Here is a 19,395-nt window from a genome sequence, read left to right on the forward strand (position 1 = left end):
AATGGCTGGAATTATGCCCTCGAAATGGACGGATCAGAGTTCATCTTTGCTCCGGCCGCTGCTGCGGAGCTCAAACTCGCCAACATCGTCTCTCCGGAGCTGACCTTCGACGTGACCTCCGGAATCGGAACCGACTTCGTGCCGAACCTGCACAACACCCCGGCCGAACTGACCGGTTGGGATGCCGGCCTCTTCGACTTCGACCGGATCGATTACGACGCGTTCTGATGAATAAGGCGTCCAGACACGGGCAATATCCCGGTCTGGACGCCTGCTTCAAACTGGACTTAAGTGCGGCGGGGCCTTCGGGCACCCGCCGTTCGCTTGTCTGGCCGCAACCGGCCAGCGAGCGGCGCCATGTATGGGGGATATGATTTCAATGGCTGCCGCGACCCGACCGCCCCGTGTTCTGCTGGTTCACTATTGGCTTGTCGGAATGCGTGGCGGCGAGAAAGTACTCGAAGCCCTTTGCCGGATGTTTCCGGGCGCGGACATCCTCACCCATGTCATTGATCACGACAGCCTGTCACCTCGTCTGAATCAACACCGGATCCTGACGACCTCGATCAACCAACTGCCTTGGTCAAAGCAGCTTTACCAGAGCTATCTGCCCTTAATGCCACAGGCGCTCGAGGCCTGTGATCTGGCAGCGTATGACCTTGTCATTTCAAGTGAATCCGGTCCGGCCAAAGGGGTTATAGTACCGCCGGACACGCCTCATTTGTGCTACTGCCACTCACCGATGCGTTATATCTGGGACCAGTATCACACCTACAAGGCATCAGCGGGCGTATTTGCGAGACTGGCAATGCCCTACATCGCCCATCGCCTGCGCCAGTGGGACGTGACAAGCGCCGCGCGCGTCGATCAATTCGTTGCCAATTCAGAACATGTTGCCAACCGGGTACAAAAATACTGGCGCCGCGAGGCGGCGGTCGTCCACCCGCCCGTCGGGGTTGCGGACTTCGCTCCGGTAACGCCGGATGAACGTGGCGATTACTATCTCTGGCTGGGCGAGCTGACGCCCTACAAGCGGCCCGACCTCGCCGTCGAAGCCTTCACCCGATCAGGGCGGCCCCTCAAACTGATCGGTGGCCCTGACAAATCGGTCTCCCGGTTGGAAAAGACTGCGGGGAGCAATGTCGAGTTTCTCGGCAAAACGGATTTCGATACCCTCAAACACCATCTGGCACGCTGCAAGGCCCTGATTTTTCCAGGTGAGGAGGATTTTGGCATCGTCCCTGTCGAAGCCCTGGCATCCGGGAGGCCCGTGATCGGATTCAATCGCGGCGGAATCCGCGACACGATCTCCGACGGCCGCACCGGCATTCTCTACGATGAAGCAACCGTTGAGGGCCTGAATGCAGCCGTGTCGCGGTTTGAAAACAGTGATCTCGCCACGTGCGGCAGCGATGTCTTCACCCGGGCCGCGGCCGACTTTTCCGAAGAGCGGTTCGCCCGGGAGATGTGGTCATTGATCAAAGCCATGCCATTGCCGCACGGAGTTGATTGGCAATAATGTTGCTACATGGTTCAAGATCTGTGCTCGCCCGCATTCGCGCCCAACCGGTGCTGGTCGGGCGAACCGTGCTTGTGCTCCTCATCAAGCTGGGCGCTGCGGCCCTTTCCTACGTCATGTTCGTCGCGATTGCCCGGTCACTGGACGCCGGAGCATTCGGTGTTTTCGGCGTGGCATTTTCCACCGCAACACTGGGCGCTGTCGTCATCGGATTTGGCCAGAAAGCCTACATATTGCGACGCGCGCCGGTCTTGCTGGCGGCACACAAGCCCGCTGCCGTCGCGGCCCTGAACCTGCGCGCACTGGTGGTTTTTGCCGTGCTGACGCTGGCAATGGCGGGCCTCGGTCCTCTCGTCACAACAATTGATGCCATCGCGCCGTCAACAAGCCTGTGGCTGTGGGTCACCGGCGCGGCCGGCCTGTTCGCGCTCGCCGATTATCAGCAGAGCGCCGCGCGATCGGCCGGAGTCTTTTTTCGCGCCCTGACACCGCGGGATATCATCTGGCGGATGATGGTGATCGCCTTTGCGGCCGCAGGAGCCGGCGCACCCTGGATGTCGGTCAACAACCTGTTTGCCGCTCTGGTGGTATCACTGGCTGGCCTGCTCTTGCTGCAACTGGCACTGCTCACGCCGCTGCAGCCCCGCTTCGCGCCCCTTGAGGCCGAGGACCGCAACCGCGCCTGGCTCGCCGCGTCATCGGGATTGTGGGGCGTCGCCATCGTGCAAGCCCTGATCCCCAACCTGTCTGTTCTTGCGGCGGGGCTCATCCTTGATGTCGATACGGCTGGCCGCTTCTTCGCGGCTTTGCGCACCGCCATGCTGCTGCAAATTTTCCAGATGGCCGCAAACCTTGTCATCGCGCCGTCCATTTCACGCCTGAAGGCCGAGAATGAGCTGGGGCGCCTTCAAAAGGAGAGCCGCCTGATCACGCTGCTGGCGGCATTTCCTCTGTTCGCGCTCTTGCTGGTGTTCGCGCTGGCTGGCGGATGGGTCATGTCCATTTTCGGAGCAGGACATGCTGACTCCGGCCCGATCCTGCTGATCCTTGCGCTGGGCTTTGCGGTGAATGCGCTGTGCGGGCCGACGGCGCAGATGATGGAATCCCTCCACGATGAGCGCATGCTGTTTGTCATTCTGACAGCTTCTGCGCTGCTCTCGACATTGTTGATATTCAGCCTCGGACACGCCTTCGGTGTCATCGGCGTCGCCACGGCCGTCTCACTGCACAGCGTGTTCTGGAATCTCGCGGCCTATATCCGAATCTGGCGACGGCATGGCATTCGCGTGGGGATGATCTGACCGGATGAGACAATGAAGCCCAACTTTCTCTATCTCGGCGGTGACAAGTGCGGTTCGACCTGGCTGCACCGGATTCTGTCCCTGCATCCGGATGTGGCGTTGCCCGGATCCAAGGAACTTTTCTTCTTTGACCGTTACTTTCAGCGCGGCACGGACTGGTACATGCGCCAGTTCGACGGGTTGGCGGCACCGCGGGTGGGGGAGATCTGCCATGACTATCTCTACAGCCCGCCAGCCCTCGAGCGTATTGCCGATTTTTTCGACGACGATGCGGTGTTTCTGATCGTGCTGCGAAACCCCTGGGTGCGAATGATCTCGCATCACCGCTATCTGCAGCGGATCGGAAAGACCGCCCTACCGCTCGACGGCGCGATCGACAGCCACGCCGGGCTCACCGCCCACAGCCTCTATCTTCAACCGGTCCGGCAAGCCATCAAGCTGCTGGGTCGTGAGCGGATCCGGTTCTTGAAATACGAGGATCTCGCCAGCGACCCGAGCGGGTTTGGCCGGCAGCTTTCCGACGCCTTGGGTATAGGGTTCGAACCGGAGCTTCCCTATGCCGAACGGGTGCTGGAGGGCAGCTCAGCGCGATCCGGCCAGGTCGTTCGCGTCTTGCGCGCTGCCGGCTGGCGCTTGCGTGAACTCGGCCTCCAGAATCTCGTGAGCTCGGTCAAGTCCAATCCGTTGGTAAACCGGGCCCTGTTCCAGCGTCAGACCGCACGCAGTTCGCCCCAGGATGCTGGATCGACACCACAGATGGCAGAATTGGTGCAGCGGTTTCACGAACAGTCTTTCGGACTGGAGGACGCCTGCGGTCTGGATCTGTCGGATTGGCGCGAGATCCTGGACCAGCTGCCAACCTCACAGGTTCAGTAAATCGCGTCCCCGACACACATGATCGCTGGATGCGAATGACCCAGCTTCACGATCCCAAGGCTCGCCCGATGCCGATCGGGCCGCTGAGCCCCCGGACCGGTGCGGGAGTGACGAGGCCAGCCGTCATGTGCCGAGATAGACTTAATGGGTAATTTACACGGGCCGATTAGACCGTGTCCTCGTCAGGGGTCAGCGCATGCGAAGGGGGCGGAAGCGACAGGCTATGGTGGCAGACACCCCGTTTCATCCCGTAATCGCCGCTGTGATGTACAGCCCCAATCTTGGCGATGGCGCGATCGCAGCCTGTATCGACCATGCAATCCGCCAGCAACTTCCCGGCGTCAAACCCGGCTGGCTCGATCTCGCCGGACGAACGGAATTTCCCCGGCAGCCCTCGAAGGGCAGACAGGCGGCCATAACGCTGATGGCAAGTCTGCCATCGCCAGTCGATCAACTGATTGGCGAGCAGATAATCCGCCATCAGGCCCGGTCACGGCTGGAACCGCTTCTCGCCCGGACCTTGCCCTCAACCAGCGCACTCATGCTGGGTGGCGGTCAGCTACTGTCTGATGTGCATATGAATTTCCCTGTCAAACTCGCTGCCCTGGGCACCGGGGCGGCGCAATGGGACATTCCGGTAGTGATCCATGGTGTCGGCGTGACCGAGACTTGGCACCCGCGCGCCACCGCATTGTTTCTTAAACTGCTTGGCAACCGGAAACTGGTCTCGGTCTGTGTTCGTGATCGGGCCTCGCACGAAAACCTTTTGCGTCATGCCGGCGATGAATTCGCGCCGCGCGGGCGGCTGGACCTACGCATTGCGCCGGACCCGGCCTTGCTGGCCCCGGATGCCTTTGACCTCCAGATATCCGACGCGGCAACCGGGCGCATCGGGCTCGGTATCACGCACCCGTCCGCGCTGCAGGCCCACGGGGAAGGCGCCGCGCCGTCAGGACATAATGCCATCAGCAACGTCGCGGCACTTGCTTCCAATCTCACTGCAAACGGGTTCCGCCCGGTCCTGTTCACAAATGGCGCCTTTGAGGATGAAGCCTTTTTGGCGAGACTCGTCGCATCAAAAACGTTCGCAGCCTTCAAATCGGGGGTTGAGGTCGCGCCGCGCGCATCCTCGCCAGCTGGACTGGCCCGTCTGATTGCCGGTTTCGACGGCGTGATTGCGCATCGGCTGCATGCGAATATTCTCTCCTTCGCGCTGGGTGGCGTACCGGTCGGTCTGGCGTGGGATGCCAAGATGCGTGGCTTTTTCGATCTCATCGACGAGGCTGGTCTGTTGCAGACCTCGGCCTGCCCGGACCCGGCTCAGGCGGTCGCAAGTTTGCAGGACGGGTTGAAACGGCGCGCCGAAATGAGACAGCGTGCCCGCGAACTATCTGTGGCCGCCCGGGCGGGCGTGCTGGAGAGTCTGGATCGTGTGTGCTAGCCAAACGAGATACTAGGCGGCACCAACGTGCCATTTCGGGAGACGCAGAAATGCAACTGACATCTCTATTCCGCTTGATTTCTGTCCTCAGTGTCCTGGTCATCTGCGCCTGCGCCTCAACGTCCGCAGGGCCGATCTCCGGTGACACCGCCGAGAGCATGATCGACTCCGTCGAATACCGCCTCGGTGCTGGCGACCAGCTTCGCATCATCGTGTTCGGCGAAGAGGACCTGTCGGGCGAGTTTGTCGTCGATGGCCGCGGGACGGTTTCCCTGCCCCTGATCGGGGAAATCGATGCGGGAGGCTTGACCGCGCGTGAATTCCAGCAGGCCTTCGCGGATGAGCTTCGCAATGGCTATCTGAACGATCCGCGGGTCAGCGTCGAAGTGATCAATTTCCGCCCCTATTACATTCTGGGCGAGGTCGAGGCCGCAGGCGAGTATCCGTTTTCTGACGGGCTGACCGTGATGAATGCCGTGGCGACGGCCGGCGGCTTCACCTATCGCGCCAATCGCCGGGTCGTCTTCATCCGCCGCGCTGGCAGCGACCGGGAGATCGAAGTCCCGCTTCTCGCCGTTACCGAGGTGCAACCCGGCGATACGATCCGTATCGGCGAGCGCTTCTTCTAGGCGATCCGGTCGAGGGGATGTGGTCATCCTGCTGTCTGCCTATTTCTCCCTCGGCCTGATCTGGCTGGCCGCCTTTGCCGCGCTGGGCGCCGATGGCGAAATGGCGAGCTATCTGTTTGGCGCACCGCTGCTGCTGATTGGCGCCTGGATTGGCTGGCGTGATCGTGAGATCGGCACCGGCGCGGTCGCCCTGCTCGCCCTGTTTGCGCTGTTCGTGGGCATCGCGGTGATACAGGGACGCTGGTCCAGCGGTGCGCCAGAATTCATCGTGCTCGGCGCCTGTATTGGCGTTTTTCTCAGCGCACGGGCCTTCGCCCGGCGCCAGCCAAACCCCTCCCATATTTCGACACTCCTGCTGTGGTTCTTCCTGCTGGCCGCGACGGTGTCCTTCCTGGATCATGTCTGGGCGCCGGACCGCATATTCGTGTTCGAGCGACCGTTTCATCTCGGCCGGCTGTCCTCGCCCTTCCTGTCCGCGAATACTGCCGCCAGCTTCTTCGGGATCGGTGTCATCCTGACCATTGGCAGGATCATCCGGGTCTCGACTCGCTATGCCGGCGAAAACAAGTCGAGGCGCCTGATCCTGCCGATTGTGACCTTGCTTCTTTGCCTCACCTGTCTGGTTCTGACAGCTTCGCGAGCCGGGATATTGCTGGCCGGCGGCGCGTCGGCGGCGCTGCTCTGCTGGGAGCTGGTGCATCGCTTCCGGCGCGGGGAGCGTCAATCGCTCTGGATGCTGGCCGGCGCCGGCCTCGGACTGGCCGCCGCGGCCGGCTATATTGCCCTGATCTCCGGCGAAACACTCGGAGGCCGCCTTGGCGATGGCGTCGATGGTATCGAGACGCGAACCGAATTGTGGACCGCCTATGCCGGCGCCATTCGCGACCAGCTCTGGTTCGGGGCCGGGCCGGGAGGGTTTGAATATGTAAACGCGATTTCAGCCGATGCCCGCAATGCGTCGACTCTCGTGTTCCAGCGCGCCGCGCACAATGTCGTGCTGCAATGGCTGGTCCAGACCGGCCTGGTGGGCCTGGCCGGTCTGGGCTGCTTCTGGATCGGGACGGGTCGCAGGGTGTCAAATGGCCTGCGCCGGGCCGGTCAGTCACGCTGGTTCATCAGGGCGCTGGTGTGCGTCGGCCTCTTCGTGTTCGCCCACAGCCTCGTTGATTATGGACTGGAAATCCCCGCCATGGCCTGGTTGGTCGCCTGGCTGACCGGTCTGGCCTGCGGCCTGTCCCCGGTTCGGGCCGGGTCCGGCACCCGCCTGGTCCGGATTGCCGTTGCCAGCGGAATGATATTGCTGGCGGGGTGGGCCCTGCTTGGCCTGAAGGACATGCTGACGGCCACAAGTGTGCGCACCGCCTCCGGCGCTACCGCTCAGGCGATCCTGGCGGCCCCCGTCCCCGAACATGCCAGCCTTCCCGTGGCGCGGGCGCATTCGGATCTCGCGCTGCGCTCCACCCCGGCCCATCCACAACATGCACGCGAGGCACTTGAGCGGGCGCTCAACCTGGAGCCTCGTGATGGCCGGGCCGAAGCGCGGCTCGCTTACGCGCTGCTCCTGTCCGGCGAAAGTCGGGCCGCAGCGAGCCATCTTGGCCGGAGCTATCAGCTCTGGCCCTATGCCCATCCCGATTTCCGTACCTGGCGGCTTGATCTGGCTGCGGCGCTCTGGAACCGGCTGCCAGAGCGGGAGCGCACCGCAGCCCTTCACGAGCTGCGGCAGGTGCGTCCGGAATGGCGCGGGCCCTGGCTGGCCCAGACTCACGCCTGCGAACTCGGCGAAAGCCCGGCCTGCATCGGTCTCTCCAGCGATTGACGTCGATTCCACCTCGACTCTGCAACGTCAACTCCCTAAGCTTGCATTAGTTCAGACAGCGCGTTTGCTTTACTCCAATGGGGTCGTGCTGTAACTTGCACCTAGGATGAGTGGGGGCTCGGGTTCCGTGAGAAAATTACGTTCTGTGTTTGCTGTAACCGTCTTGGCCGGTGCCCTTCTCGGCGCTCCAGCCCAGGCATGGCTGCAAGATACAATCGCGAGCGGCGAAGTGACCGCACCATCACCTGAAGCACGGGCATTGGCGGATCAACTGCTCGCCGTCCTGGCGGCAACCGGAGCGGATGCTGATGCGACAGCCCTTGAGGTTGCATTGATCAACGCCTTGATTTCCGCGGACCAGAACGCGGACATTGAGGCGGAGGCCCTGCGCCTCGTGAGTGCCGAAACCGGAAATGACACCTTTCGCGCCGCTGCGGATGCTGTGCTGGCACGCCTGCCTGATACAGAGGTGGGCTTTGTGGCGACCGCAGAATTCACAGGCGGTCTGCCGGCTGGCGTCGGTGAGCTGGTCCTGCCGGGGACCCCGCCTGAAACGCGCGGCGGCGGCTCGGACTACTAAGAGACAATTGCACGGCACCAGTGCCGGCAGGTGGGGGACGACATGCGGGGAACACCAATCCTGATAGCGGCGCTGGCCATTCTGCCGACGTTGGCTGGCGGTGCCGCCTGGGGGCAAAACCAGGGCGAGTACTTCCAGCGCGACCGGAATACGTCGGTTCTGGAGCGGCCGCGTAACGAATTCATCGCGCCTCCTGCCCAGCATGGCGCCTTTTTCGTAAAGGCTGAAGCCGAGCTCGGCGTCGCCGTCGACAACAATATCTATGCGACCACGACCAATACCGAATCCGATGTCGTGGCATCATTCCAGCCCTCTTTTGAAGCGGAAAGCACCTGGTCACGCCACGCGATGTCAGCCAGTGCCTCTGCGGTCCGCCGCCAGTATCTCGATTTCACATCGGAAAGTGTCTGGAACGCCGAGGTTGGCGTTGCAGGCCGTGTTGATATTCAGCGTGGCGTCTTCCTTGACGGCGACGCCTCGATGGCGATGTTGACCGAGAACCGTTCGAGCGCCGGCGCCGCACTCCTGGCCGCCGAACCGATCGAATATGACACCGCCCAAGTGTCCGGTGGCGCGACCTACACCACGGGACGCGTGAGAATGAACGCTGCCGTCAGCGCCGAGAGTTATGACTTCGATGACGCCAGCCTCACGACCGGCGGCATCGCGGATCAGGACTTCCGCGATTACACTGAAACGGCGATCAGCGCCCGGATTGATGCGGCCGCAAGCCCCGCTGTGGCGGTCTTCGCGCGCGCCTCCAAGAACCAGCGGGATTACGATGCCCCTGCCGCCGGCAACCCCAATCGCGACTCTGACGGTTATGTCGTGGAATTGGGCGTTGATTTCGACATCGGCGGCACTGCGCGCGGCACCGTTGCCGCAGGGGTGCTCAAACAATCCTATGACGACGCGACCTTCGCCGACATCGATGGCACAAGTGTCAACGCCCTGGTCGAATGGTTCCCGACCGAGCTGACAACGATTGAGCTCTCCGCGACCCGCGCACCACGCGAGTCCGCCATCACCACCAGCGCTGGCTATACTGAAACCCAGATTTCGGGTCGGGTGGATCATGAGCTGTTGCGCAATCTGATCCTGTCGGCACGGGCCTCATTTGGCGATGACGAGTATTCCGACATCGACCGCACCGATGAGCGCTTCGAGGCGATGGCCTCGGCCTCTTGGCTGATGAACCGACGGGTTGGCCTGCAGGCATCCTTCACCCACCTCGATGTGGAGTCGACAGGTGCGGCGGCGCGTGGGGATTTCGACAATAATATTGTCCGGATTTCTGTCAGCCTGCGCATGTAGTTCCTCAACGAATGGCCTCATTCGTGCATGTGAAATTACAAAACCCGCACATGACGAAGGTGCCACATGGCAAGACTGGAAATTGAAGAGTTCGACCGTCACAACCCGGAAACACCCGGCAATGACGTCGCCGACCTTCGGCTCGTTCTCGTCATTCTGCGCCGGCGAATGTGGAGCATGCTATTTGTTGCAGTGCTGATCTTCAGCGCGGTCACACTATACACCCTTCAACAAACGCCCCTCTACACGGCGAGCGCCCGCCTGCTGATCGACACGCGGGAATCGCGCGTGGTAGACTTCGAAGCCGTGCTGTCAGGCCTGCCGCCCAACTCGGCAGCGATCGACACCGAAGTCGAGGTGCTGCGCAGCCGGTCACTGGCTCAGGCCGTGGTCAGACGGACTGGCCTGACAACCATTCCGGAGTTCAATACCGCACTTCAGGAGGAGAACTGGCGCGACCGGTTGCTGCGCCAGCTGGCGGCCCTGGGCGGGACCGTCATCGCGAACCGCAGTCATGAGGTCAATGGCGGTGAAACACCGGAAATGGTGATGGACCGGGTGGCAGAGGAGCTGCTCGAACATAGTTCTGCCCGCCGCCTCGGCAGCACATTCGTCATTGAAGTCTCGGCCACATCGCAGAGCCCCGAGCTCGCCCAGGACATGGCCAATGCCTATGCCGAGGAATACCTGCTGGCCCAATTAGAGGCCAAGTTCAACGCAACCGAACGCGCCAATGAATGGTTGTTCGAACGCGTTGCGGCACTGCGCGAAGAGGTTCAGGCAGCCGAACAGGCGGTTGCGCGATATCGCGATGAGCACGGATTGCTGGATGCCGAGGGCGCGACGCTGACGGAACAACAGATTTCCGATACCAACGCCCAACTTATTGTCCAGCGTGCGGAATTGACGGAGGCCCGGGCGCGCCTGCGCAATGTCCGTTCGCGGCTGGACCAGGGTGTCGGGCCGGAATCGATTGCAGAAGTCCTCAATTCCGAGGTCGTTCGCGAACTGCGTTCACAGGAAGCCATGGTGAGCCGCCAGCGCGGGGAATTGATGTCGCGCTACGGAGCGCGCCACCCGGAGATCCAGACCGTCGAGCGCGAACTGGCCGATATCCGCGTTCAGATCGACCAGGAAGTCAATCGCATCGTGAGCAATCTCGAGAGCGAGGTGAATATCGCCGCCGAGCGGGCCAATTCTCTTGCCGCCAGCCTCCAGGACTTGCGCAGTGAGTTGGGCAGCAACAATGCCGCGCTCGTGAATCTACGAGCACTGGAGCGCGAGGCCAATGCCAGCCGGGCGATGTTTGAATCCTTCCTCAATCGCTTTCGCCAGACTGATGAAGCCGACCAGTTCAATGAGGCAGACGCGCGCATTGTCGCCAATGCCACCTTGCCGCTCGACGCAAGCTCACCGCGGCTCCTACTGAATTTTGCGCTTGGCCTGGCGCTCGCCGGTCTGGGAGCCGTTCTGGTCGCCCTGATGCGCGAGGTCCTGGAATCCGGCCTGAGAACGGAGGCGGAAGTCGAGCGCAAGCTTGGGGTGCCCCATATCGCGTCCGTACCAAAATTGAAGGCAGGCTTTTTCGAGGGCCTGCGCGGCAAGCGGACAGAGCCGGGACAGTACGTCCTCAACAAGCCGCTTTCGAGCATCGCGGAGAGCTATCGCACGCTGAGGTCCGGCCTCAAAGTCGCCGGGCTCGACAAGCCTCTCACAGTCATTGCCGTAACCTCGGCGCTTCCCGGCGAAGGCAAGACCACGACCACAATCGCGCTCGGCCGCATCGCGAGCCAGGCGGCCGACCGGGTGCTCGCCATTGATTGCGATTTGCGACGGCGCGGACTCAGCATGGGCCTGGCCCCGGATGCCCCGACGGGCATGCTCGAGGTTCTGGCCGGAGAGTCCAGTCTTGCGGATGCCATTGTTGTTGACGAACCATCCGGCCTGCATGTCCTGCCTCTCACCGTCAGCTCCTTCTCACCCAAGGACCTGTTCCGGTCGGAAGCTTTCAAGACGTTTCTGGAGCGGGTGCGCGGCCAGTATGACCTTATCCTGCTGGACACCGCGCCGGTGATGGCGGTCGCGGACACCCGTGCGATCGCAAGTCTCGCCGACGGGATGATCTTCTCGGTGGAATGGGGCCGCAGTCCCGTGGGAGCTGCCAGGCTTTCGATCGATGCCCTCACCCGCGCCAAGGGCAATATTGTGGGCGTCGTTCTTAACGGCGTCGATATCAATCGACAGGCCAGGTATGGGTATGGCGCGTACTACACGTATTACGGGTCATATCAGAAATATTATACAAATTAACTTTTAGGGCTTGCCCCGGGCGCGATTATGGCCCCCAATTTGCGGAACTACCGTAAATTGTCCTGAATTGAAGCGGGCAGACGGATAGTGAATGCCTGCAAGGGCTTGGGGGATGGTATGTTGTTTGACACCCGGTATGAGCGGAGCTTCTCCGACGTGGAGACACCGCCCAAGGCGACGGTGATCGGGGGCTCGGAGGCAAGCTCAAAGGTTAAGCGGTTCGCTGACATTTTACTGTCGGTACTGCTGGTGATACCGGTCGGCCTGGTCCTGGGCATGATCGCGCTGATTGTCCTGGTCTTTGACCGCCAACCCGTGTTTTACGTCCAGACCCGTGTCGGGCGCTGGGGCCTCCCGTTCCAGTGCCTCAAGATCCGCACGATGCGGATTGATGCGGACGAGCTGCTGGAACAAATTCTGGCTGATGACCCGGTCGCAGCGCAGGAGTGGCGTGAGCACCAGAAGCTCAGCAACGACCCGCGCGTCACCCCGATCGGCCGGTTCCTGCGCAAGACCAGTCTAGATGAGCTGCCGCAGCTGCTGAATGTGCTGCGGGGGGACATGTCGCTGGTCGGACCGCGCCCGATTATCGAGCCCGAGGTCGAACGTTATGGTTCGGATATTGCCTACTACCACGCTGTACGGCCGGGCGTGACCGGGTTGTGGCAAGTCTCCGGGCGCAGCAAGACCAGTTATTCCCGTCGCGTCGCCCTGGATCGGGAGTATGTCGAAACTCGCTCCCTGGCCCTCGACATGTCGATCCTGGTCCGTACCGGCTGGGTAGTCCTCACCGGTCAGGGTTCTGCCTGACAGCATCCCCGGGACCTGAATTATTCCTCACGGAATGAACGGGCCAGCCGGTCGGTGATGGGCCTCAAGAGATAGTCGATCGCCGAGCGCGAACCGGACGTGATGAAGACCTCAACCGGCATGCCCGGCACAAGCTCGATGTCCGGGCCGTCCCCTTCCATGGCAATGAGTGCCAGGTAATAGGGCATCCCTGTTTCCGCCTCGACGAGTCTGTCAGCAGAAATCGTCAATACAGAGCCGGGCCATTCAGGAGTCTGCCGGCCCTGAAAGGTCGAGAACCGGATGCGTGCCGGCGCCCCCGGCGCTATACGATCAATCTGGGTCGGCGGGATTTTCGCGGAGATCACCAGAGGCTGGTTTTCCGGCGACACCTGCATCAATGGCACCCCGGGCCGGACCACGCCGCCAAGCGTGTGCACGTCGAGTCCGAAGACATAGCCCGAACGCGGCGAAGTTACTTCCGTTCGCTCAAGTGCATCGGCAACGGCAACGCGCCGCTCCCGCAGCTCGGCGATCTGGGCCCCGACATCGGCTTCATCGGCGGCAACTTCCTCAATGAAGGAATTATAGAGTTGCGCGATTTCCACCTCGGTCTGGCCAATCGCCGACTGGGTTCCGGCAATATCGGCAATCCGGGAGCCGCGAGAGCCACGCAGCGCCTCCGCGTCGCGCTCAAGCGCGAGAACACGGGTACGGGGCGTCAGTCCGCGCTCGAACAGCGATCGCAATCCGACCAGCTCCTCCTCGATGAGGGCGAGCTGGCGGGTTTCGGAGTCATATTGCGCCTGCAGGCCGGTAATCCGCTCATGGTACTGGCTGATGCGATTACGCATCACCTCAATCTCGGTCTGTCGCGTGTCACGCCGCGTCGTGAAGACAGCCCGTTGCGCCGCGATAATGTTCTCGCTGTCATCGGACACCGTTATGCTGCTGAAATAGCGCTCAAAGTCGATCTCATCGAGGCCCTCACGCTCGGCTGCCAGGCGCGCACGGCGGGCGGTCAGTTCGGTGAGGCGGGATTCGATCTGCGCCATTTCGGCACGCGGCCCGGTATCATCGAGGCGGATCAGGATGTCCCCCTCCGCGACCCGGTCGCCTTCGCTGACCAGAATTTCGGAAATAATGCCGCCTTCAAGGTGCTGGATGGACTGCACCTCCGTCTGGCCACGAATTTCGCCCGGCGCGATCACGGCGCTGGAGATAGGTGCCAGGACGGACCATGCGATCAGTCCGCCGAAAACGCTGAGAATAATGGCGTAGCCAAGCCGGTTCGCATTGCGGATACGCGCATCGCTGTCCGTCCCGCCCTTCGCTGCAGCCCCGTCACCCATGCTTCTTTTCCTTGCTCGCTTCTGCCAGGCCGGCAAGCACTTCATCGCGTGGGCCAAAGCCACGAACCTGGCCATCGGCCAGCACCAGAACCTTGTTGCAGGACCCGAGAATGCTTGGCCGGTGCGCGATCACAATTGTCGTCACCTGGCTGGCCCGGAGATCCAGCATCGCCTTGAGGAGCGCATCCTCGCCCTCCTTGTCGAGGTTGGAGTTCGGCTCGTCGAGCACAACCAGAACCGGATTGCCATAGAGTGCCCTGGCCAGGCCGACGCGTTGACGCTGGCCGGCCGATAGATTGCGTCCCCCCTCCCCGACATTGGTGTCATATCCATCGGCCAGCCGAAGTATCAGATCGTGGGCACCGGCCTTCCGTGCGGCCTCGACAATCGACTCGGAGTCGGCACCCGGCCGGAAACGGCTGATATTGTCGGCAACCGTGCCCGGCAACAGATCGACGGTCTGCGACAGATATCCCAGCTGCGGACCGAGCTCGTCACGGCGCCAGTCCTCGAGCGACGCGCCGTCGAGACGGACAGCTCCACTGACCGGCGTCCACAAACCCAGCAGCACCTTGGCGAGAGTCGACTTGCCGCCGCCCGAAGGCCCGATCACACCAAGCCCGTCGCCTGGCTCCAGTCTGAGGCTGACACCCTTGAGAATATGGATCTTGCCGGCCGGCGGCGTGGCGAACACTTTTTCCACGCTGAGGACGCCCGTTGCAGGCGGGAGTGACATTTTTTGCTGCGGAGGCTTCGCCAGCGAGAGCAGATCGCTCAGCCGCCGGTAGGACTGGAGCGCCATCATCGCGGGCCGCCACTGCCCGATTCCCTGTTCGATCGGGGCCAGGGCCCGGCCAAGCAGGATCGAGCCGGCGATCATCATCCCGGGGGTAATGTCACCCTGTACTGCCAGCCAGGCCCCCAGACCGAGGACCGCTGACTGGAGTCCGACACGGAGCGCCTTGGTCGTCGAGCTGTAGTGGGCGATGCTCTCGCTGGCTTCACCGTTCAGATCGAGTGACTTCTCGTTGCGTTCGAGCCAACGCCGCTCGAGTTCGCTACGCATGCCCATTGCTTCGAGTGATTCAAGGCTGGAGAAGGCGGCATCGGCCGTCAGATCAGCCGCGGCAGAAGCCTGTCCGGCATCTTTCAACTGGCCGCGCGAGCGAGCCTGATTGCCGAGCGCAAGTGCACCCAACAGGATGATGGAACCGACACAAAACACCCCGAGGACCGGATGGATCAACGCCATGACCACAATGAAAAGCGGCGACCATGGCAGGTCAAAAATCACACCCGGAGCCGGGCTCGAAATGAAGTTCCGCAAGGTACGCATATCCTGCAGCGCCTGGTTGGAACGGCTACCGGCAGCGAGGTTGGCGCGCATGACCGCGTCGATTAGTCGGGGTCCCATTTTCCGTTCGGCAGCGGTTGCGATACGACTGAAAAGCGCCGAACGGACAAACTCAAGACCGCCATAGGCAATATACATCACCGCGGCGAGCAGCGAGACCGCTATCAGGGTGTCTATAGATTGCGATGCGAGGACACGATCATACACCTGCAGCATGTAGATCGGCCCGGTAAGGACCAGCAGATTGATGCCGAACGAAAAAATCGTGAGATTCACAATACTGCCGCGGGCAGCGCTCAGGGCGCTCTTGACGATCTCATTATCCCGGATTTCTGTTCGGTCTCCGGGCGCCGCTGACGGTGCCGATTTGCTGGACATTTCAGGCTGGCCCTTCGCTTTCAGCGCCGATCTCGCGCCTGGGGCGAAGTGCGTCGACCGCTCTGCCCCCATAGCGTGTGTTATGCGTCATCCCACTGAGCAGCAATAACATTGTAACGACGTTAACGTTGATTCCGGTTGTGTCACAGCCCCGATGTGCTTAAGGTTTCCTTAACTTGCCCAATACGCCCGGCATGACCCGCCTGGCACCGGCAGCCCGCCAGTGGCGGGGGTCGCAGGGCGAGCGTCGGTCAAGATGGGGATGGTGTGTTTCAGCTGGATTTCATAGAAGAGCTGGACCGTGGATCAAGCGGCTCGCAGCCGATCGGTATGGAATTCGTCGCCGCCGATATCCTGCGCGCGGGCATGGGCGGACGCGCTGCAAACATGCCCCGGCCCACCGAACAATCCGCACGTCACGACCACTCAACCCAGTTGGTTCAGCACGACCTGTTTTCGCAGGATTGGAATCCGTCGCCGCCGGAAATGGACCTTCGGGGCTCCGCGAGCCATGTGGATTTGATCGAAACCATAAGCCTTGATGAGGGGCTGAGCGGGTTGGCCGACAATTCCCCCCTGTTCGATTTCAGCGCCTATCTGGAACGCCATGACCGGCATGTCGATGTGCTCAGTCGCATCGCTGAACTGGAACTGCCGGCTGGCGATGGGGCCACCGTCACGGACACGAACGGTATCACCGTGCCGCTATCCTTCCTGCTGGAGCATATCGAGGACGGGTTCGGCCAGAACGACGCCAGACTTCCTGACACCAACGGCAGATCGCCAGGCGCGGAGCCGGGAATTATCGAGTCCATGAGCGGTCTGGCCGGTGGCGAGTCGCCGTTCAATTTTGATGGCTATCTTGAGCTTTCTGATCAGTGGATCGCAACTCTTGGCCGGGCTGACGGCCTCGAGGCACTCGCCGCAGGCGCAATTGAGGCGATCCCGGAAAATGCCTATGCGGTCCAACTGGCGCTGTTGCTGGAAGAGGCCAACCAACACCCCGGCACAACAGATCTCGCATCACTGGCCGATCATCATCCGGCCGAGATTCCATCCGCAGCGGAAATCACCGACCTGGACTGGTTGTCGCCGGAAGTGGTGGACAGCTACGGTTTCGATTACTCGCTGTTCTAGCCGATAACCGCGGCGAAACCGTGCGGCACATGCCGTTAGCCGGTACAATTCGTTCAGCTTTCCAGACTATGCTACCGGAAGTGGGTTCATTCGGGCGGGGGCGCGAGCATGGCACGCATTCTTGTTACAGGCGGGGCGGGATATATCGGCGCCCATGTTTGCCGCGCCCTTGCGGCCCGAGGCGACCTGCCGATCTCCTTCGACAATCTGTCCGGTGGCCATGCCCATGCCGTGCAATGGGGCCCGCTCGTCTGCGGCGATATCCGCTCACCCGCACAGCTCGATGACGCGTTCCGCGAATTCAAACCCAAGGCTGTCATGCACTGCGCAGCAAGCATCGAAATCAATGAAGGCCAGAAACACCCCTTCCCGTTTTGGGAGAATAATGTCGGCGGCGCCATCAACCTGATGGGCGCAATGGTCCGGGCCGGCGTCAAGCCGATCGTGTTCTCGTCATCCTGTGCCGTCTATGGCGAGCCGGAGCGTGTCCCCATTCGCGAGAGCGAACCGCGCACCCCGGTCAGCGTCTACGGCCAGACCAAGCTGGCAGTTGAAATGCTGCTTGCCGACCTGGCGCTCAGCGATGATATCCGGTTCGCGGCCCTTCGCTATTTCAACGCGGCCGGGGCCAGCCCGGACGCCGAGATCGGTGAGGAACACGAGCCCGAAACCCACCTTATTCCCAATGCACTGAAGGCCGCGGCCGGGGTCGGACCCGCTCGGCTTGAGGTCTTCGGGTCCGATTATGACACCCATGACGGCACCTGCCTGCGCGACTATGTCCATGTCGTCGACCTGGCCGCCGCCCATCTGGCGGCGCTGGACCGCGTCATGGCTGGCTCCAGTGGGTTGTGCTGCAATCTCGGCACCGGGCGGGGCGCCACGGTGCTGGAAGTCCTGCAGGCCGTGGAGCGCGTGACGGGATCCCCGGTCCCCTATGATATCCAACCGCGAAGGGCGGGCGATGCGGCTGTCTTGCTGGCCGACACCGAATTGGCGAGGACAGAGCTGGGTTTTGTACCCGAGGCGTCATCGATCGATCAGATCATCGCCGATGCCTGGCGCTTTCACGCCCGCAAGTGGGGTGCCTGACCGAGGCTTGAGCCTACCCGGTGCCATGCGTCGCCATGTCGCCTGTTGCAGATCGTCAGGATTGATAATCGTCAATCCTGAAATCTGTCCGCTTCCAAGGCTCGCCCGAAAATGCCCAGCAGCACCATCCTGAAATACGCCGCCCTCAACACACCGCGCTACACCAGCTACCCGACGGCGCCGCATTTTCATGCCGGGGTCGGGCAGGACGTGTATGCGCAATGGCTGGAGGAGATCGACGGGGCAATGACCGGGTCGATTTATCTTCACATCCCCTATTGCCGGGAGATGTGCTGGTATTGCGGTTGTTCGACCAAGGCGACCCGCCGGGCTGCGCCGGTGGATACCTATGTTGATGTCCTGCTGCAGGAGATCGCCCAGACGGCGGCGCGGCTCCGCACACGCCCCCGCATCGACCACATCCACTTCGGCGGCGGCACACCCACCCTCGTCGAGCCGGCCAGGCTGGCCGAAATCATGGCGGCCCTGCGCCAGGGCTTCGAAATCTCGGAAACGGCCGAGATCGCGGTCGAAATCGATCCGCGCCAGTGCAGTCAATCGCTGGTGGAGACCCTGGCCTCGCTAGGCTTCAACCGGGCCAGCCTCGGCGTGCAGACCTTCGACCCGGAAATCCAGGCGAAGATCAATCGCATCCAGAGTCGGGAAACCGTGACCGCCTGCGTCGAGCGACTGCGGTCCGTCGGGATCGACGCGATCAGCCTCGACCTACTCTATGGCCTCCCCGGCGAGACAGTGACCAGCTGTCAGGAGACGGTCGCGGCCGCGCTCGAGCTGGAGCCGGACCGTTTCTCCGTATTCGGCTACGCCCATCTGCCACATCTGAAATCACACCAGCGACTGATTGCCGATGCCGACCTGCCGGGGCCGGATGCGCGCGTCAGGCATGCCATGGCGATCGCCGAGGCCTTGAACGCGGCAGGCTATACCCCGATCGGGCTGGATCATTTCGCGCGCGCCGGCGACCGCATGTCGACCCAGGCTCAAAGCGGCACGCTGCGACGCAATTTCCAGGGCTACACCACCGACCAGGCCGATTTCCTGATCGGCCTCGGCGCCTCCTCCATCGGCAAGCTGCCGCAGGGCTATGTCCAGAATGCCAGCTCCGTCCCCGACTGGACCCGCCGAATCCAGGCCGGCGAGGCGGCAACGATTCGCGGCTTTGCGCTCTCGGCCGAAGACCGCCTGCGCGCAGACATCATTGAACGCCTGATGTGCGACCTGCGCGTTGATCGCGATGCTGTGACACGCAGCTTTGAAGGTAGCTTTCCGGACGCTTTTCTCGACGACCTCTATGAGGACGGAGTCGTTTGTGAGGACGGACGTTTATTGCGCGTGCCCGAGCATTTCCGCATGCTCGCCCGCACCGTCGCGGCCCGTTTCGATGCCCATCTTGGACAAGCCCCCGGCGCTGTGCACGCCCGATCAGTCTGACCTCGCAGAACCGGCGCCACAAACCGGCCCGCCCCCGGATCACCAGGAGACG

At 62.2% G+C, this 19,395-nt stretch carries 16 protein-coding genes; 14 read left to right on the forward strand and 2 right to left on the reverse strand.

What is annotated here, in order from left to right:
- From ACN0YL_RS03505 to ACN0YL_RS03555, 11 genes are all read left to right on the forward strand, one after another.
- Positions 1 to 228 (forward strand): hypothetical protein (locus ACN0YL_RS03505; RefSeq protein WP_417497053.1); only part of this gene is annotated, 228 nt, incomplete at its 5' end.
- A 151-nt stretch (positions 229 to 379) separates the two neighbouring features.
- Entirely contained in the window at positions 380 to 1,519 is a 1,140-nt protein-coding gene (locus tag ACN0YL_RS03510) for a glycosyltransferase (RefSeq protein WP_417492419.1), read from the forward strand.
- A 23-nt stretch (positions 1,520 to 1,542) separates the two neighbouring features.
- Positions 1,543 to 2,820 carry a lipopolysaccharide biosynthesis protein gene (locus tag ACN0YL_RS03515; RefSeq protein ID WP_417492420.1) on the forward strand — a complete coding sequence of 426 codons (1,278 nt, stop codon included), beginning with the start codon at positions 1,543 to 1,545 and terminating at the stop codon, positions 2,818 to 2,820.
- Between the two features lie 12 nt (positions 2,821 to 2,832).
- Positions 2,833 to 3,696, forward strand: coding sequence for a sulfotransferase family protein (locus ACN0YL_RS03520; protein ID WP_417492421.1), 864 nt, complete (start codon positions 2,833 to 2,835; stop codon positions 3,694 to 3,696).
- A gap of 223 nt (positions 3,697 to 3,919) precedes the next feature.
- The gene (locus tag ACN0YL_RS03525) at positions 3,920 to 5,137 is read left to right on the forward strand and encodes a polysaccharide pyruvyl transferase family protein (protein WP_417497054.1); all 1,218 of its coding nucleotides are present in this window, start codon (positions 3,920 to 3,922) and stop codon (positions 5,135 to 5,137) included.
- A gap of 50 nt (positions 5,138 to 5,187) precedes the next feature.
- Positions 5,188 to 5,766 carry a polysaccharide biosynthesis/export family protein gene (locus tag ACN0YL_RS03530; RefSeq protein WP_417492423.1) on the forward strand — a complete coding sequence of 193 codons (579 nt, stop codon included), beginning with the start codon at positions 5,188 to 5,190 and terminating at the stop codon, positions 5,764 to 5,766.
- A gap of 19 nt (positions 5,767 to 5,785) precedes the next feature.
- Positions 5,786 to 7,585: an O-antigen ligase family protein gene (locus ACN0YL_RS03535; protein WP_417497055.1), complete on the forward strand. Its 1,800-nt coding sequence runs from the start codon at positions 5,786 to 5,788 to the stop codon at positions 7,583 to 7,585.
- 127 nt (positions 7,586 to 7,712) lie between these two features.
- On the forward strand, positions 7,713 to 8,165 hold the full coding sequence (locus tag ACN0YL_RS03540; protein ID WP_417497056.1) for a hypothetical protein: 453 nt from the start codon (positions 7,713 to 7,715) through the stop codon (positions 8,163 to 8,165).
- Between the two features lie 42 nt (positions 8,166 to 8,207).
- Complete coding sequence (locus ACN0YL_RS03545; protein WP_417492426.1) at positions 8,208 to 9,479, forward strand: outer membrane beta-barrel protein; 1,272 nt, start codon at positions 8,208 to 8,210, stop codon at positions 9,477 to 9,479.
- Between the two features lie 66 nt (positions 9,480 to 9,545).
- Positions 9,546 to 11,789, forward strand: a complete 2,244-nt coding sequence (locus ACN0YL_RS03550) for a polysaccharide biosynthesis tyrosine autokinase (RefSeq protein ID WP_417492427.1) — start codon at positions 9,546 to 9,548, stop codon at positions 11,787 to 11,789.
- Between the two features lie 117 nt (positions 11,790 to 11,906).
- Positions 11,907 to 12,599: a sugar transferase gene (locus ACN0YL_RS03555; RefSeq protein ID WP_417471061.1), complete on the forward strand. Its 693-nt coding sequence runs from the start codon at positions 11,907 to 11,909 to the stop codon at positions 12,597 to 12,599.
- Positions 12,600 to 12,619: 20 nt separating this feature from the next.
- Here the strand turns inward: ACN0YL_RS03555 and ACN0YL_RS03560 are convergent, their stop codons facing one another.
- Together ACN0YL_RS03560 and ACN0YL_RS03565 are read right to left on the reverse strand one after the other, a co-directional pair.
- On the reverse strand, positions 12,620 to 13,930 hold the full coding sequence (locus ACN0YL_RS03560) for an HlyD family type I secretion periplasmic adaptor subunit (protein WP_417492428.1): 1,311 nt from the start codon (positions 13,928 to 13,930) through the stop codon (positions 12,620 to 12,622).
- Positions 13,923 to 15,662 carry a type I secretion system permease/ATPase gene (locus ACN0YL_RS03565; RefSeq protein WP_417497057.1) on the reverse strand — a complete coding sequence of 580 codons (1,740 nt, stop codon included), beginning with the start codon at positions 15,660 to 15,662 and terminating at the stop codon, positions 13,923 to 13,925. Before ACN0YL_RS03565 ends, ACN0YL_RS03560 begins: the two co-directional genes overlap by 8 nt.
- Before the next feature lie 267 nt (positions 15,663 to 15,929).
- On the opposite strand from ACN0YL_RS03565, the gene ACN0YL_RS03570 reads away from it, so the two are divergent.
- The 3 genes from ACN0YL_RS03570 (at position 15,930) to hemN (ending at position 19,343) form a co-directional block, all read left to right on the forward strand.
- A complete protein-coding gene (locus ACN0YL_RS03570; RefSeq protein WP_417497058.1) occupies positions 15,930 to 16,799 on the forward strand; it encodes a hypothetical protein in 870 nt (289 codons plus the stop codon).
- Between the two features lie 108 nt (positions 16,800 to 16,907).
- The gene (gene galE / locus ACN0YL_RS03575) at positions 16,908 to 17,891 is read left to right on the forward strand and encodes a UDP-glucose 4-epimerase GalE (RefSeq protein WP_417497059.1); all 984 of its coding nucleotides are present in this window, start codon (positions 16,908 to 16,910) and stop codon (positions 17,889 to 17,891) included.
- A gap of 111 nt (positions 17,892 to 18,002) precedes the next feature.
- Positions 18,003 to 19,343 carry an oxygen-independent coproporphyrinogen III oxidase gene (gene hemN, locus ACN0YL_RS03580; protein ID WP_417497060.1) on the forward strand — a complete coding sequence of 447 codons (1,341 nt, stop codon included), beginning with the start codon at positions 18,003 to 18,005 and terminating at the stop codon, positions 19,341 to 19,343.
- The last annotated feature ends 52 nt before the right edge of the window (positions 19,344 to 19,395 follow it).

The organism is Maricaulis sp. (genome assembly GCF_048269565.1).
In the GTDB taxonomy this organism is placed as follows: Bacteria; Pseudomonadota; Alphaproteobacteria; order Caulobacterales; family Maricaulaceae; genus Maricaulis.

Bases quoted from the DNA above. Each gene is read 5' to 3' on its own strand.
- ACN0YL_RS03520 (WP_417492421.1), top strand. From the start codon at position 2,833: ATGAAGCCCAACTTTCTCTATCTCGGCGGTGACAAGTGCGGTTCGACC.
- ACN0YL_RS03530 (WP_417492423.1), top strand. From the start codon at position 5,188: ATGCAACTGACATCTCTATTCCGCTTGATTTCTGTCCTCAGTGTCCTG.
- ACN0YL_RS03565 (WP_417497057.1), bottom strand. From the start codon at position 15,662: ATGTCCAGCAAATCGGCACCGTCAGCGGCGCCCGGAGACCGAACAGAA.
- hemN (WP_417497060.1), top strand. From the start codon at position 18,003: ATGCCCAGCAGCACCATCCTGAAATACGCCGCCCTCAACACACCGCGC.
- ACN0YL_RS03560 (WP_417492428.1), bottom strand. From the start codon at position 13,930: ATGGGTGACGGGGCTGCAGCGAAGGGCGGGACGGACAGCGATGCGCGT.
- galE (WP_417497059.1), top strand. From the start codon at position 16,908: ATGGCACGCATTCTTGTTACAGGCGGGGCGGGATATATCGGCGCCCAT.
- ACN0YL_RS03550 (WP_417492427.1), top strand. From the start codon at position 9,546: ATGGCAAGACTGGAAATTGAAGAGTTCGACCGTCACAACCCGGAAACA.
- ACN0YL_RS03525 (WP_417497054.1), top strand. From the start codon at position 3,920: ATGGTGGCAGACACCCCGTTTCATCCCGTAATCGCCGCTGTGATGTAC.
- ACN0YL_RS03510 (WP_417492419.1), top strand. From the start codon at position 380: ATGGCTGCCGCGACCCGACCGCCCCGTGTTCTGCTGGTTCACTATTGG.
- ACN0YL_RS03555 (WP_417471061.1), top strand. From the start codon at position 11,907: ATGTTGTTTGACACCCGGTATGAGCGGAGCTTCTCCGACGTGGAGACA.
- ACN0YL_RS03545 (WP_417492426.1), top strand. From the start codon at position 8,208: ATGCGGGGAACACCAATCCTGATAGCGGCGCTGGCCATTCTGCCGACG.